General features: G+C 74.7%; 11 protein-coding genes. 4 read left to right on the top strand and 7 right to left on the bottom strand.

The window, feature by feature from the left end; translation table 11 throughout:
- Positions 1–84 precede the first annotated feature (84 nt).
- On the bottom strand, positions 85–1,914 hold the full coding sequence (locus AC3AQ1_RS06785; protein WP_159096422.1) for a TNT domain-containing protein: 1,830 nt from the start codon (positions 1,912–1,914) through the stop codon (positions 85–87).
- A gap of 112 nt (positions 1,915–2,026) precedes the next feature.
- Here AC3AQ1_RS06785 and purS point away from each other — a divergent pair, with 112 nt between their 5' ends.
- The 3 genes from purS to AC3AQ1_RS06770 all read left to right on the top strand — a co-directional run bounded on the left by purS (position 2,027) and on the right by AC3AQ1_RS06770 (position 4,853).
- A complete protein-coding gene (purS, locus tag AC3AQ1_RS06780) occupies positions 2,027–2,275 on the top strand; it encodes a phosphoribosylformylglycinamidine synthase subunit PurS (protein ID WP_108718357.1) in 249 nt (82 codons plus the stop codon).
- Positions 2,275–3,015: a phosphoribosylformylglycinamidine synthase subunit PurQ gene (gene purQ, locus AC3AQ1_RS06775; protein ID WP_108718356.1), complete on the top strand. Its 741-nt coding sequence runs from the start codon at positions 2,275–2,277 to the stop codon at positions 3,013–3,015. Before purS ends, purQ begins: the two co-directional genes overlap by 1 nt.
- A 71-nt stretch (positions 3,016–3,086) precedes the next feature.
- Entirely contained in the window at positions 3,087–4,853 is a 1,767-nt protein-coding gene (locus tag AC3AQ1_RS06770; RefSeq protein ID WP_108718355.1) for an AMP-binding protein, read from the top strand.
- Positions 4,854–4,866: 13 nt separating this feature from the next.
- Here the strand turns inward: AC3AQ1_RS06770 and AC3AQ1_RS06765 are convergent, their stop codons facing one another.
- The 4 genes from AC3AQ1_RS06765 to AC3AQ1_RS06750 all read right to left on the bottom strand — a co-directional run bounded on the left by AC3AQ1_RS06765 (position 4,867) and on the right by AC3AQ1_RS06750 (position 10,499).
- Entirely contained in the window at positions 4,867–5,958 is a 1,092-nt protein-coding gene (locus AC3AQ1_RS06765) for a phosphotransferase family protein (protein ID WP_159096421.1), read from the bottom strand.
- 823 nt (positions 5,959–6,781) lie between these two features.
- Entirely contained in the window at positions 6,782–7,774 is a 993-nt protein-coding gene (locus tag AC3AQ1_RS06760) for a MaoC/PaaZ C-terminal domain-containing protein (RefSeq protein ID WP_234417859.1), read from the bottom strand.
- Positions 7,771–9,129, bottom strand: coding sequence for a 3-oxoacyl-ACP reductase (locus AC3AQ1_RS06755; protein ID WP_108718353.1), 1,359 nt, complete (start codon positions 9,127–9,129; stop codon positions 7,771–7,773). Before AC3AQ1_RS06755 ends, AC3AQ1_RS06760 begins: the two co-directional genes overlap by 4 nt.
- A 2-nt stretch (positions 9,130–9,131) precedes the next feature.
- The gene (locus AC3AQ1_RS06750) at positions 9,132–10,499 is read right to left on the bottom strand and encodes an acetyl-CoA C-acetyltransferase (protein WP_108718352.1); all 1,368 of its coding nucleotides are present in this window, start codon (positions 10,497–10,499) and stop codon (positions 9,132–9,134) included.
- Between the two features lie 952 nt (positions 10,500–11,451).
- On the opposite strand from AC3AQ1_RS06750, the gene AC3AQ1_RS06745 reads away from it, so the two are divergent.
- Positions 11,452–12,813 carry an AAA family ATPase gene (locus AC3AQ1_RS06745; protein WP_108718350.1) on the top strand — a complete coding sequence of 454 codons (1,362 nt, stop codon included), beginning with the start codon at positions 11,452–11,454 and terminating at the stop codon, positions 12,811–12,813.
- Between the two features lie 7 nt (positions 12,814–12,820).
- On the opposite strand, the gene AC3AQ1_RS06740 is transcribed toward AC3AQ1_RS06745, so the two are convergent.
- The gene (locus AC3AQ1_RS06740; protein ID WP_159096420.1) at positions 12,821–13,072 is read right to left on the bottom strand and encodes a hypothetical protein; all 252 of its coding nucleotides are present in this window, start codon (positions 13,070–13,072) and stop codon (positions 12,821–12,823) included.
- Between the two features lie 38 nt (positions 13,073–13,110).
- Positions 13,111–14,304: a hydroxymethylglutaryl-CoA synthase gene (locus AC3AQ1_RS06735; protein ID WP_234417857.1), complete on the bottom strand. Its 1,194-nt coding sequence runs from the start codon at positions 14,302–14,304 to the stop codon at positions 13,111–13,113.
- Positions 14,305–14,350 lie beyond the last annotated feature (46 nt).

Genomic DNA, 14,350 nt, shown 5'->3' with positions numbered 1-14,350 from the left:
CCGCCCGCCGCGGTGGGTCGCGCGCGGCCACGTGCCGTCGCCGACCGGCGGCGACCGTGCCCGGTCTCGACGGCGGAGCCTCGGTCAGGGACCGACGGTCACCTCGACGAGCTGGCCGCCACGCAGGAGTTGGCGCACGCCGGTGTTGTCCGCCGCGATCCGGAACCGCAGCGAGCCGCCGGGCTGACCGAACCAGGGCTGGACGATCTCGGCCTCGACGTGCAGCGGCTGCATCGTCACGAACTGGTACAGCCGCGCGTTGCTGCTCGTCACGGGCGGCAACGAGCGGTTCGGCATCGGCGTCGCCCAGGGGAACAGGAACACGCCGTCGAGCGCGCCGATCCGGTCCAGCGCCACGCCGGGCGGCAGCACCGTGAGGGTCGCGCCGCCGCCCGCCTGCAGCTGCGCGTACAGCTGCGCGTAGGCGGGTCGGTAGGAGGCCGAGCGCTGCTCGAGGTCGTAGCGGGGCACGGCCGTCGCCACGGGCGGGGCCGCGGACAGGTAGCTCCACAGCCACTCGCACGCCTCGCGCTCGGTGGGCACGGACGCGAACGGCTCGAACGTGCCGTAGTCCCGTACACCGATCTCGTACCGACGGGCGCCGCTCTGGCGCACCTCCATCGCGCCCTCGAGCGGGGTCTGGCCGTCGCCCGCGACGCCGGGCAGCACCACGGCCTCACGCGGGTAGCCGACCTGCTCGAAGCGGCGCGCGAGCTCGGCGAACGCCGCGCCCGGGTTCGCGGTCGAGTTCCGCAGCCACTCCGGCAGGTGCTCGGGCGAGCGGGGGTAGGTCTGCAGGTCGGCGAGCCACTGCTCGTCGTCGGGAATCGCGACGGCGGGCACCGCGTCCGCAGCCTGCGGCACCATGCGCACGCCGGTGGCGTTCCAGTACGGGCGCGCGTCCCACTCGTACGTGACGGTGCGGCCGCCGTCGGGCGTGACGCCGACGAGCGCGGACAGCCACGCACCGCGCTCGGGGGTGGCGAGCTCCGCGCGGAGCTGGGCGAGCGCCGCGACCGTCTCGTCGGGCAGGTCCAGGCGGACGATGCCGGCGTTCGACGACGTGAGGTACGCCCGGCCGGAGTGCTGCGGGCCGGACTGCGACCACTCGACGTTCGCGGACTGCCAGTCCACGCCGCGGGCGGCGGCGCCGGCCGCGAGGGCGGGGAGCGGAGCGACGGCGGCCGCGAGCAGCTGCTCCTCACGGGAGAGCGGCGGGGCCGGGGTGGGCTCGGGCGGCGCCGGGGGAGCGGGGTACCACGAGGGCGCCTGGCTCGGCGCCGGGTCGAGGATCGGCGTGGGCGCCGGCTCGGGCTCGGGTGCCGGCTCGGGCTCGGGAGCCGGCTCGGGCTCAGGGGTGGGCTCGGGCTCGGGGGTGGGCTCGGGCTCAGGGGTGGGCTCGGGCGTGGGCTCGGGTTCGGGCTCGGGGGTGGGCTCGGGAGCGGGCTCTGCTTCAGGGGCCGGCTCCGGCTCAAAGGCGGCCTGCGACTCGGACGCCGGCGCAGACTCCTCCTCCGCAGCGGGAGCAGGGGCGGGCTCCGGCGTCGGCCAGGGCTGGGTCTCCACCTCCGGCGCGGGCGCCGGCTCCGCCTCGACGGCCTCGCCCTGCGGGCGGACGGCGTCGATTGGCAGCGTGGTGTCGACCGGCTCGGACGTCTGCGGTTCACCCCACGAGGACTCGGTCACCTCGGCCGGCGCGGCGGGCTCGTCAGAAGCGGACGCCGCCTCGGGATCCGACGCCTCTTCCGGCTCCGACGCCGCGTCCAGCTCCGACGCCGCTTCGGGATCCGACGCCTCTTCCGGCTCCGACGCCGCTTCGGGCTCCGACGGCGTGGGCAGCGGGGCTGCCCAGATCGAGCGGGCGGGCGGCGGCGGAACGGCAGGCGCCTGCGGGTCCTCGGGGCTCACGCTCATGGGGCCATCTTGTCACCGCGTCGCGTGGCCGCGCGGCTGTGTGCACAGGTGTCTCGGCCCAGCGCGCCCGGTACGATCGGAGCCGCCCCCTTTGCTCCGTCGGAAGCGAACCATGCCGCGCATCGTCGTCGAGGTCATGCCCAAGCCCGAGATCCTGGACCCCCAGGGCAAGGCGGTGAACGGGGCGCTGCCCCGGCTCGGCTTCACCGGCATCAGCCAGGTCCGCCAGGGCAAGCGGTTCGAGCTCACGGTGGACGGTCCGGTGACGGAGGACCTGCTCGCCGAGGTGCGTCGCGCCGCGGAGACCGTGCTGTCCAACCCGGTGATCGAGGACGTCGTCCGCGTCGCCGAGGAAGCCTGATGGCGCAGCAGCCAGCCGTGGAGCGCGGCGCCGCCGCCGGCGCCCGGATCGGGGTCATCACCTTCCCCGGCACGCTCGACGACCGCGACGCGGCACGCGCCGTCCGGCTCGCGGGCGCCACGCCCGTCACGCTGTGGCACGGCGACCCCGACCTCCACGGCGTGGACGCCGTCGTGCTGCCGGGCGGGTTCTCCTACGGCGACTACCTGCGGGCCGGCGCGATCGCCCGGTTCGCCCCGGCGATGAACGCCGTCGTGGACGCGGCGCGCGGCGGTCTGCCAGTGCTCGGGATCTGCAACGGCTTCCAGATGCTGACCGAGTCGCACCTGCTGCCCGGCTCGATGATCAAGAACGACCACCTGCACTTCCTCTGCCGGGACCAGGGTCTGCGCGTGGAGAACACCGCCACCGCGTGGACGTCGCAGTTCGCCGCGGGCGAGGAGATCGTCATCCCGCTGAAGAACCAGGACGGCCAGTACGTCGCGGACGAGCGGACGCTGGACGAGCTCGAGGCCGAGGGGCGCGTGGTGTTCCGCTACGTCGGCGGCAATCCGAACGGCTCCCGCCGCGACATCGCGGGGATCACGAACGAGCGCGGCAACGTGGTGGGCCTCATGCCGCACCCGGAGCACGCCGTCGAGCCCGGGTTCGGCCCGGACGCGAGCGCCGGCCCCCGGTCGGGCCTCGACGGGCTGCGGTTCTTCACGTCCGCGATCAGCTCGCTTCTCGCCACCGCCTGAGTCCGCTCGACGCCACGGAGCGGGACCTCCTTCACAGGAAAACCTACGGTTGCGTAAGTTACGCTGACGTAGTGAGCGGCGACACCACCTTCCCACCCCTGCACCTGGCCGGTTCCTGGCCCAACGTCCTCGCGACGTCCGTCCCCGACCAGCTGCGTGACGCGGCCTACCGCTGGCCCGACCGGATCGCCGTGGACTTCCTCGGCGACACCCGCACGTACGCCGAGCTCGCCGCCGACGTCGCCCGCGCCGCCCAGGGCCTCCTGGACCTGGGCGTGCGGCCCGGCGACCGCGTCGCGATCGCGCTGCCCAACTGCACCACGCACGTCGTCGCCTTCTACGCCGTGCTGCGGATCGGGGCGATCGTCGTCGAGCACAACCCCACGTACTCCACCGAGGAGCTCACGCACCAGATCGCGGACTCCGGCTCGCGGTTCGCGCTCGTGTGGGAGAAGGTCGTGCCGGCCGCGCTCGAGGCCCAGGCGTGCAGCGCGCTCGAGACGGTGATCGCCGTCGACCTCTCCGCCGACCTGCCGCGGACCTCCCGGCTCGCGCTGCGCCTGCCGATCCGCGCGGCCCGCGAGCAGCGCGCGGCCCTGCGCGGCCCGGTCCCGCGCGGCGTGCGGCGCTGGAAGGACGTCCTGGCCGCCACGCCCCTGCGTGCCGAGCACCCCTACCCTGCGCCCGACGACGTCGCGCTCCTGCAGTACACCGGCGGCACCACGGGCACGCCGAAGGCCGCCGTGCTGCTGCACCGCAACCTCGTCGCCAACGCCGCGCAGTGCCAGGAGTGGACGGCCGTGCGCGGCGGCACCGAGACCGTGTACGGCGCGCTGCCGTTCTTCCACGCGTTCGGGCTCACGCTGTGCCTCGTCTACGGCGTGCGCACGGGCGCCACGCTCGTCGTCTTCCCGAAGTTCGACCCCGCCGCGATGATCGCCGCGCAGAAGCGCCGGCCGGGCACGTTCCTGCCCGCCGTCCCGCCGATGATCGACCGGTTCACGACGGCGGCCCGCGCCCAGGGCGTCGACCTCACCTCGTTCTCGTTCGCCTTCTCCGGCGCGATGCCCCTGCCGGCGGAGACCGCGACGGCATGGGAGGACGCGACCGGCGGCTACGCCATCGAGGGCTACGGCATGACGGAGACGGCCCCCGTCGCGCTCGGCAACCCGGCGTCGGAGGCCCGGCGGCCGGGGGCGCTCGGCATCCCGTTCCCGGCCACCTCGATCCGGGTCGTCGACCCGGACACGCTCGAGGAGGTGCCCCAGGGCGAGCGCGGTGAGCTGCTCATCCAGGGTCCGCAGGTGTTCGCCGGGTACTGGAACCGCCCTGAGGAGACGGCGCACCAGCTGCTCGAGGGCGACTGGGTGCGCACCGGCGACATCGTCGTCGTGGGCGAGGACGGGTTCGTCACGCTCGTGGACCGCATCAAGGAGATGATCGTGACCGGCGGGTTCAAGGTGTACCCGTCGCAGGTCGAGGACCGGCTCCGGCAGATGCCCGGGGTCGCGGACGTCGCCGTGGTGGGCATGCCGGCGGGCGACCTGGGGGAGAAGGTGGTGGCCGCCGTCGTGCTCGACGGCTCGGTGCCCACCCTCACCCTCGCGCAGGTGCGGGAGTGGGCCTCGTCGCGGCTCGCGGGCTACGCGGTGCCGCGCGACGTGGTGGTCCTGCCCGAGCTGCCGCGCTCGCTGATCGGGAAGGTGCTGCGCCGCGTGGTTCGCGAGGACCTGCTCGAGCGCGTGGCCGCGGCCGTGCCGGGCGTCCACGGGGGCCACGGCGGGCACGGACACGGTGCGGCCGGCGGTGGCAGCGGCAGCCCGCAGGCGGCCGCCTGAACCCGCCCGACCGCTACCGCTCGGCGTCGGGCAGCGCGGTGATCGCGGGCTCGGCGACCAGGTCGAGCGCGGCCGCGAGGACCGCCTCGGCGGCCGAGCGGTGCCCGGCCACCCACTCGCCCTCGTAGCCGCGGATCGGGATCTCCGCGACGAGCACGAGGGAGTAGTACAGCCGGTAGAGGGCGAACCGCGCGGCCCCGGTGGGCGAGGCCAGCTCCGCCGCGAGCACGCCGCCCGCGGCGGTGTTCCCGGCGAGCAGGTCGGGGTCGACGTGCCACAGGCCGAACTGGTCGGCGCCGACGAGGTCGAGCAACGGGTCGCCCCACACGGTGCGCTCGGTGTCGATGAGGCCGACGATCCGCGGCTCGCGCTCGCCGTCGGCCGCGCTGCTGCCCTCGTCGCCGCCCGCGTCGCTCCCGACGTCGAGGAACAGGTTGGCCGGCCACAGGTCGTTGTGCACGATCGCCGCCCGGGTCACGACGTCGAGCGCCCCGCCGTGCCGCGCGAGCGCCGCGCGAACCGCGTCCGCGGACACCTCGGTGCCCGTGTCGGCGGCGTCCTGGAGCACGCCCTCGACCATGAGCGTGAACGCGGTGCGCCAGTCCGCCGCGCGCAGCCCGGCCTCCGGCGCGGGGTAGCCGAACGCGGGCGCCCCGACCCGGTGCAGCCGCGCCATCAGCCCGCCCAGCTCGCGGCGCACGACGGCGTCGCTCGCCTCGTCGAGCCCGGCCACGTTCCACGGGGTACCGGCCAGGTGGCTGGTCACCACGACGTCCGCCACGAACCGCTCCCGCGAGAAGTCGGTGAGGAGCACCGCGGGGACCGGCAACCCGCGCTCGCCGAGCACCTCGAAGGTCTCGGCCTCGGTCCGCGCGATGCCCACCTCGTACCGGCACAGCCGCGCCGGGTCGGCGTCGCTCACCCTGATCACGGCGCGCGAGCCGTCCGCGAACTCGAGCGTGTGCGCGACGGCGAACATCCCGCCGGTCAGTCGCGTCACCTCGACCACGGCGCCGCGCTCGGCGGTTAGCGGCGCGACGATCTCGACGAGCTGGTCGGTGGTCGGGAGCACGCGAGGCGTCGACGGCGACGCGGGGGAGGACACCCGTCGAGCGTACCGAGCCGGCCCGATGCTGGACCCCGGTCCGGTCATGGGCCTGGCCGTCCACCGGCGGTCCATCACTGTCGCGGCGGCGCGCTGACAGGCGCTGACGGGCGCAGACCCCGGGTGTGATCTCCGGCGCGCCTCCTGGACCTCGCCCCGGCGCATTTGCGAGCCTGGTCCCGGACAAGCCGAAGGCCCCTCCGAATAGCGTTCGGAGGGGCCTTCGTGTACCGCACCGGCGATCGGATCCCTGCTGGCCCTGGGGCCGCGGGGTCCGGTCCCGCGGGTCCGCGCCGTGAGGTGCGGTCCGGCGGTTCGAACGTTCCGCCGAAGCGGGTCGTTCGCCCGGTCCGTCGCCCTGACCCGGCGACGGGAGGTGCTGAGAGTCCGAGGACCCACCGCACCGCGGGGCGGTGTCCGGTGTCGGCCGAGCCGGACGCGGGTCGGGCGTCCTGGTGGTCTCCCACCGAGCTCGGCGACCTGTCGGTCACCTCGGGTGAGCCGTCTCGCTCCGGCGGACCGGCGCGGGGTGGTTCACCCGACCCGTCCAGCTCCTGCGCGTTCGTCCGGTCTCCCGGTCGATCAGCCTCGGTGCTGTGCGAGTAGGGAGAGCGTGCTCCCGTCCGGGGCGCTCCGCAACCGGTTTGGGGACCGGATCTGCGTCCACAGCGCGTCCCCAAGCTTCTCCACACCGCGGGGCGCCGAACTGCGCCGTCGCGCACAGCCCTGTGGACGAAAGTGGTGGACAGGGACCGCCAGGAGTCTCGCATCGTGAGATGCGGGCGCGGGTGGCGGGTGCTCAGGGAGGGCTGCCCGGGACGGATCAGGCGAGCGCGAGCGCCGAGCGCAGGTGCAGCGCTCCCCGGCGCGGGTCCCAGGCGGTCATCGACCAGCCGGGCCGCACGCCGCCGGCTGTCACGTCGAGGTCCTCCGCGCGCTCGAGCCGCAGCGCTACCCGCCCGGGCACCGGGACGGGCGCAGCGAACTCCGCCGTCCAGGTGAACGCCTCGCCGCGCAGCGGGCCGAGGGCCGCGAGCGCCCGCGCAGCGGTGTCCATGCCGTGAGCGATGGTCCCGCGGAACCCGAACGCGCGCGCCGCAAGGGCGTGGGTGTGGATGGGGTTGCGGTCCCCGGAGACCGTGGCGTACTCGCGCGAGGTGAGCTTCGCCGTCGTCCATCCCCCGGTGGGCACGGGCGGGCTGAAGGCCGGGCGCTCGGGCCGGTCGAGGAGCGCGAGGTCGGGCAGCTGCACGCCCTTGGCGAGGTAGGTCGACACGCCCTGCCAGACGAGCTCGCCGTCGGGCCGGCCGACGCGCGCCTCGGTGACGAGCTCGACCTGCGTGCCCAGGCGGTCGCCGGAGCCGACGGGGCGGCCGACGAGGTCGCGCGCCCACGTGGTGGCGACGAGCGCGTCGTCGGTGCGCACGGCCCGCAGCTGCTCGACGCGGTTGGCGACGTGCACCATGCCGAGCATCGGCAGCGGGAAGTCCGCGCGGCCCATGAGCGCGAGCTGCAGCGGGAAGAGCGTGACGTGGACGAAGCCCGGGGGAGCTGCCTCGCCCGCGGTCTCGCCGATCAGCCGGCAGTAGGCGTCCAGCCGGGCGCGGTCCAGGTGCACGTCGGCGACGCGGAGCGCCCGGTCGGGCAGACCTTCCCCGACCGAGGCGGTCGCGACCATCGCGCGACCGGCCCGCGCGAGCGCGCCGGCGTACAGCGGCCCGGTGGCCGGGAGCGCGGCGAGGTGGTCGACGCGGGTCGGGGCGCCGGCCGTCGACCCGCCGTCGAACGCGCCGCCGTCGAGCGTCTCGCCGCTCATCGCCCGACCAGGTTCTGCCCGCACACCCGCAGCACGGCGCCGTTGACCCCGCCGGCCTGCGGCGAGGCGAGGAACGCGATCGCCTCGGCCACGTCGACGGGCTTGCCGCCCTGTCCCAGCGAGCTCGCGCGGCGGGAGATCTCCCGCGGCACGGCCGGGATCGAGGACGTCATCTCGGTCTCGATGAACCCTGGCGCCACCGCGTTGGCGCGCCCGCCGCCGGCCGCGAGCACGGGCGCCCACGCCTGCGTCGCGCCGATCACGCCCGCCTTGGAGTACCCGTAGTTGGTCTGCCCGCGGTTACCCGCGATGCCCGACGTCGAGGCGAGCGACACCTGCACGAGGTCCGGCACGCGCGCGGCGAGGGTCTGCGTGATCGCGAGCTGCGCCGCGAGGTTGACCCCCACGACGCTCGTCCACTGCTCGGGCGACATGTTCGCGAGCAGCTTGTCCCGCAGGATGCCCGCGTTGTGCACGAGCACGTCGAGCCCGCCGAACGCGCGCTCGGCACGGTCCAGGATCCGCGTCCCCGCGTCGGGCGCCGTGATGTCGAGCTGCAGCGCGATGCCGCCCACCGCGTTCATCGTGCGCGCCAGGCCCTCGCCCGCGGCCGGCACGTCGACGCCGAGCACGTGGGCGCCGTCGCGCGCGAGCACGCGCACCGTCTCTGCGCCGATCCCGCGTGCCGCACCGGTCACGACGGCGACGAGCCCCTCGAGCGGTCGCGTCCAGTCCGCGGGGGCCACGCCGTCGGACGTGATCGGCAGCAGCTGGCCGTCCACGAACGCGGACCGGGCCGAGACGAGGAAGCGCAGCGCTCCGAGGACGGCCGGCGCCGCGACGTCGACGCCGTCGGCGAGCTGGAGGCCGTTCGCCGTCGCGCCCGCGCGCAGCTCCTTGCCGAGCGAGCGAACGAGGCCCTCCACGCCGGCGCGGGCCGCGGAGCGGGCGGGGGTGTCGTCGGGGCGTGGCAGCCGCGAGAGCGTGACGACCCGGGCGCACCGCGCGAGGTCGCGCAGCACGCCGGCGACGGCGAGCACCGCCTCGGCCTCCTCGCCCGGCGACTCGAGGTCGGTCAGCACCGCGACCACGGCGCCCCAGCGCTGCTGCGCGGGCGCGCCGACCTGCGGGGAGTGCCGCCGCACGTCGACGCCCCAGCCGAGCAGGGCGGTCGCGAGGGCGTCGGCGTCGGGGCCGGTCCCGACCACGAGCACCGGTCCGCTCGCGAGCGGCACGTCGACGTGGTCGGGGTCGGTGCGGCGCAGCGAGACCGGCTCGGTGAGGCCGAGCGCCTTCGTCAGGGTGCGCCCGACCTGCTGCTGCACGCCGCGCAGGGGCGCAGGAACCTTGGCCATGCTCACGCCTCCAGCAGCATCGCGACGGCCTGGCCGCCCGCGGCGCAGACCGAGATGACCCCGCGGAACGGTGCCTCGCGCTCGGGGTCGGCGGCTCGCCGTCGGGCCAGCAGGGTGGCGAGCGTCGCCACGATCCGCGCGCCGGTCGCGGCGAACGGGTGGCCCGCAGCGAGCGAGGAGCCGGCGACGTTGAGCCGGGCCGGGTCGAGCGTCCCGAGCGCGGGGAGCCCGAGGCGCTCGGCGGCGAAGGTCTCGTCCGCCCAGGCGGTCGTCGTGGCGACCACGACGCCGGCGAACGCCTCGTGGATCTCGACGAGGTCGATGTCGTCGAGGCCGAGCCCCTGGCGGGCCAGCAGCCGCGGGACGGCGAACGCGCCGCCCATGAGCAGCCCGTCCTCGCCGCGGACGAAGTCGACGGCGGCGGCCTCGGCGTCGACGATCCGGGCCAGCGCGGGCAGCTGGCGCTGCGCGGCCCACTCGGGCGAGGCGATGAGCACGGCGGCCGCACCGTCCGACAGCGGGGTGGAGTTGCCGGCCGTCATCGTGGGGTTCGGCTGGTCGTTGCCGAAGACGGTGCGCAGCCCGGCGAGCGCCTCGGCGGTTGTCTCGGGCCGCAGCGCCGCGTCGCGGGTGAGGCCGCGGTAGGGGGTGACGAGGTCGTCGAACAGGCCGTCCTGCCACGCCTGCGCGAGGTGGTGGTGGGAGGCGAGGGCGACGGCGTCCTGAGCCTCGCGGGTGACCTGCCACTGCAGGTTGGTGAGCGCCTGGTGCTCGCCCATCGACAGGTGCGTGCGCGGCTCGTTGACGTTCGGCGCGACGGGCGCGAGGTCCGCAGGACGCAGCTGGCCGAGCAGCTTGAGCTTCTCCGGCACCGAGCGCGCGCGGTTGAGCCGCAGCAGCACCCGGCGCAGGCGCTCGGAGACCACGATCGGGGCGTCCGACGTCGAGTCCACGCCCGCGGCGACGCCCACCTCGATCTGGCCGAGGGTCACCTTGTTGGCCACGTCCCACGCGGCCTCGATGCTCGTCGCGCACGCGCGCTGGAGGGTGACGGCCGGGGTGGTCGCGTCCAGCGAGGAGCCGAGGACGGCCTCGCGGGCGAGGTTGAAGTCCCGGCTGTGCGCGAGCACGGCGCCCGCACGGACCTCGTCAAGCCGGGCGCCGGCGAGGCCAAACCGGGCGGCGAGGCCGTCGATCGTGCTCGTGAGCATGTCAAGGTTCGAGGCGCCCGCGTAGGCGCCGCCCGCCTTTGCGAACGGGATCCGGTTGCCGCCGACGACGACGGCGGTGCCGTTCGGCGTCGGGCGGGCTGAGCCCGCGGACGAGGCAGTGGGGGAGGCGGTGGGGGAGTAGGACGGGGCGCTGGTCATCGACGACCTCTCGGTGGCTCGTGGCTCTACGGCGGGCAAAGTGCCTAGTACCCACAGTACGGGATATCGGGCGAGGTCGGCAGGGCTGATCGGGCGGCCGGGGAGGGCGGGGCGTCGGGCAGCGCGCGGGCAGGGAGCGGTGGGCGGCCCGGGCGGCCTGCCGCTCAGACGCTTTGACTGGAGGCGCGGTCACTTTGACTGGTCGGGTCTCCGGCCGCCGCACGCGCACCGCGCTGACCTGCGGCGATACCATCCGGCCACACCGAGTCGCGATCTGGCCAGTCAATGCGAACACCCCTCCAGTCAAAGCGCACCGGGCCGCGACTCGTCCACGCGGACGAGACATTGACTCGCCTGCTGGTCGACGAGCGCGCCACGTCACGCGTGCCCGCTACGAGCGGCACCTACATCGAGGGCACGCCGCGCCTCGTTCCGGTCGCGTGGGAGTCCGCGGCGTTCCTCGCGGGGGTCGTCCCGATCTTCGCGGGAGTCCACGCGCGCTTCCCGTGGGACCGCGTTGCGCCCTGGCTGAAGCCCGGTGCGATCCCCGCCCGCCAGCGGCTCTACCGCTACTACGAGGTCGCTACGCGGTGGCCGACCAACCTTCTGAGCTGGGCCGTGGTCGACGGCTGGGACCGCGAGGTCGCGATCGAGCTCGAGGTCGCGCTGCTCGACGCGTACGCGGGTCCCCCAGCTCGAGGCGCGCGCGAGCGCGCTCCGCAGGGCGTGGACGCACATCCGCGAGGACGAGAGCCTGTGGCGACTGCACGTCGCGGGGTCCCCGGACGACGTCGACCGCTACTGGCGCAACGACCTCGACGACGCGTTCTACTCGGTCCTGCCCGAGGTCGCCGGGCCGGCTGACGCGCTGGCGTGGGCCTACCAGGGCCTCGCCGCCGTCACCCGCGTCCTCGACCCGGTCACGAGGCGCGACTTCGGAACGGCGACGTTCGTGGCGGACTCGCTGCTCGCCGTCGGGCGCCGCGAGGTTCCGCCCCTGCTGGACCTGGCGCTGCCCGGGGTGGCCGCGGACGTCGAGGCCGCGCTGCGGGCTCGGGCTGTGGGGTTCGACGCTGCGACGGTGCGCGCGCACGTGCGTACCTACCTCGTGCGCGCGATGCAGGCGGGGGAGCTCGAGCTCGCCAGGCGCGTCGCCGCGCTCGGCTCGGTGGTGTCAGGGTACGCCGTCTCGATCCCCGAGAGCCCGACGCGGATGCCCGACGTCGTGCCCCTCTTCCCGTTCGTCGAGGACCTCGAGGAGGTGCACACGGTGCGGCGCGGGCGGAACCCGCTCGAGCGGGCGCTCGCGGACCGGGCCGCGGCGGCGTCCCGGACGCTCGACGCGGGCGCAGACCCCGACGGTGGCGAGGGCTGCGAGGACGATGCCGACCCCGGCCGCCCGCCGCGCCCCCTGGCCGCACGTGCGAACGACGACGGCGAGCTCGCCGTCGGGCACGTCGAGGAGGTCGAGATCGGCGATCCGGTGGGCGACCTCGACCGGCTGATCGGCCTCGCACCGGTGAAGCAGCAGGTTACGAGGCTGCTCGCGGAGGCGCGGGCCGAGGTGATGCGGCGCCGGGTCGGGATGCCGGACACGGGTCGATCCCGGCACCTGCTGTTCGTGGGCAACCCCGGCACGGCGAAGACGACCGTGGCGCGCATCGTGGCGCGGATCTACGCCCAGCAGGGACTGCTCAGCCGTGGGCAGCTCGTCGAGGTGAGCCGCGCCGACCTGGTGGGGGAGTACATCGGGCAGACCGCGCCGCGGGTGCGGGCCGTGCTCGAGCGGGCGCTCGGCGGCGTGCTGTTCATCGACGAGGCGTACTCACTGGTGCCGCGTGACTCCCATCGCGACTTCGGGCACGAGGCCGTGGCGACCCAGCTCAAGGGGATGGAGGACCTGCGCGAGGATCTCGTCGTCGTCGCCGCGGGTTACCCCGAGGAGATGCGACGGTTTGTGGACGCCAACCCGGGGCTCACGTCGCGCTTCCCCACCACGGTCGAGTTCGCCGACTACGACGACGACGCGCTGTGGGCGATCTTCCGGCTCGTCGCGACCGAGGCGGGGTTCACGCTGGCGTGGGGGGTGGAGCAGGCGGTGCGCGCGCTGCTGCCGCGGGTGCGCCCGCGCAACTTCGGCAATGGACGCTTCGTGCGAAACGTCTTCGAGGAGGCGACGGCGCTGCAGGCCGTCCGCGTCGTCGCGCTGACCGACCCGAGCGCCGACGTCGTGCGTACGCTGCTGCCGCAGGATCTCCCGGCACGCGGCGCGGTCAAGGAGAGCGTGGAGCCCTCGGCCGGGCTGTACCTCTAGCCCTGGGCTAGCGGGCGTAGGGGTCGGCTCGGCGGCGAGTCGAGGTCAGGACGGCAGGTTCCGGCTCCCGCCGAGGGGTCGGCCGAGCGCGACGACGCACGAGGTAGTAGGCGCCGAGGACCACGATGAAGAACCCCACGGCCACGGTGAACGCGACAGGGACGGACCAGAGGTTCAGGCCCACGGTGAGCAGGATCGAGGCGGCCAGCATCGAGAAGCCCAACGGGCGGTAGTTCCGCCCTGCATCGGGAGTATCCATCACGGGCTCGGCCGCGCTCGGGCCCGATCAGGCTTGGCTCAGCCGCGCTCGTAGAGGCGGCGGTGCTCGTTGAGTCCGACGAACCGGAACGACCCGGCGCGCTCCGCCGTCGTGCGGTACTCGCGGCCGTCCTCGGGCAGCGTCGTCTTGTGCAGCACCTCGTAGGCGGTGTGGTCCAGCGGCACGCGCGCGTCGATCATCGCGGTGTGCTCCTCGCGGCGCAGGTGGTCGCGGTAGCCCGGCTGCACGACGCCGCCGAAGAACTCGGCGACGGAGCCGGAGCCATAGCTCGCCAGGCCCACGCGCGCGCCGGTGAGGTCGTCGGCGTGGTCGAGCAGCGAGGCGAGGGCCACGTACACGGATGCGGTGTAGGAGTTCCCGATGAGCCGGTTGTAGCGCATCGTGTCCTCGAGGTAGGCGGCGACCTCGACCGGGGTCGGGTTCTGCCCGTTGAGGACGGCGAGGTGGCGGTGCGCCTTCGTCGCCATCTTGGTGAACGGCTGGTGGTAGCAGATCGAGGCGAACGACTCGAACGGCTCCCCGCCCTGGTCGGCGTAGTCCTGCCATGCGCCGCCGATGGCGTTGAGGTACGCCTTGATCGAGCCCTTGCCGTCCACGAGCGCCGTGGAGCGGTAGTTGGGCCGCCAGAAGTCCATGACGTCCTCGGTGTACACACCGGCGGGGTTCTCGACGGCGAGCAGCGCCGGGTTCGCCTGCACCAGCATCGCGGCGGCGGCCGCGCCCTGGGTGGACTCGCCCGAGGAGCCGAGGTCGTAGCGGGCCACGTCGGAGGCGACGACGAGCACCTTCTGCGAGGGGTCGCGCGCGATGAGCCCGACGGCGAACTGCAGCGCCGCCGTCGCGGAGTAGCAGGCCTGCTTGAGCTCGACCACGCGGACGGTGGGCGGGAGCCCGACGAGGGAGTGCACGTAGACGCCGGCCGACTTGCTCTGGTCGATGCCCGACTCCGTCGCGAACAGCAGCGTGCGGATGCCGTCGGTGCCGTTGCGCGCGATGATCCGCGCCGTCGCGTCCGCGGCCATCGTCACGATGTCCTCGTCGGCCGCGAGCACGCTCATGACGTGCTGGCCGATGCCGACCGTGAACTTCGCGGGGTCGATGCCGTGGTGGTCGGCCAGGCTCTCGAGGTCCAGGCTGTGGTGCGACGTCGCGAGGGCGAGGTCGTGGATGCCGATGCTCGGCGTCGCGGCGTCGGTCAGGGACGTCGTCACTGGTCTCCTCCTCCTGTCACCCTCGGGTGGCTCACCTCGGGGGTGA

It is taken from the genome of Miniimonas sp. S16 (assembly GCF_057748195.1).
The sequence above is the reverse complement of the archived record's forward strand: the minus strand, read 5'-3'. Positions and strand labels throughout refer to the sequence as shown.

Excerpts from the sequence above, each read along its gene's own strand:
- AC3AQ1_RS06785 (WP_159096422.1), bottom strand. The coding sequence starts at position 1,914 with ATGAGCGTGAGCCCCGAGGACCCGCAGGCGCCTGCCGTTCCGCCGCCG.
- purS (WP_108718357.1), top strand. The coding sequence starts at position 2,027 with ATGCCGCGCATCGTCGTCGAGGTCATGCCCAAGCCCGAGATCCTGGAC.
- purQ (WP_108718356.1), top strand. The coding sequence starts at position 2,275 with ATGGCGCAGCAGCCAGCCGTGGAGCGCGGCGCCGCCGCCGGCGCCCGG.
- AC3AQ1_RS06760 (WP_234417859.1), bottom strand. The coding sequence starts at position 7,774 with ATGAGCGGCGAGACGCTCGACGGCGGCGCGTTCGACGGCGGGTCGACG.
- AC3AQ1_RS06755 (WP_108718353.1), bottom strand. The coding sequence starts at position 9,129 with ATGGCCAAGGTTCCTGCGCCCCTGCGCGGCGTGCAGCAGCAGGTCGGG.
- AC3AQ1_RS06750 (WP_108718352.1), bottom strand. The coding sequence starts at position 10,499 with ATGACCAGCGCCCCGTCCTACTCCCCCACCGCCTCCCCCACTGCCTCG.
- AC3AQ1_RS06740 (WP_159096420.1), bottom strand. The coding sequence starts at position 13,072 with ATGGATACTCCCGATGCAGGGCGGAACTACCGCCCGTTGGGCTTCTCG.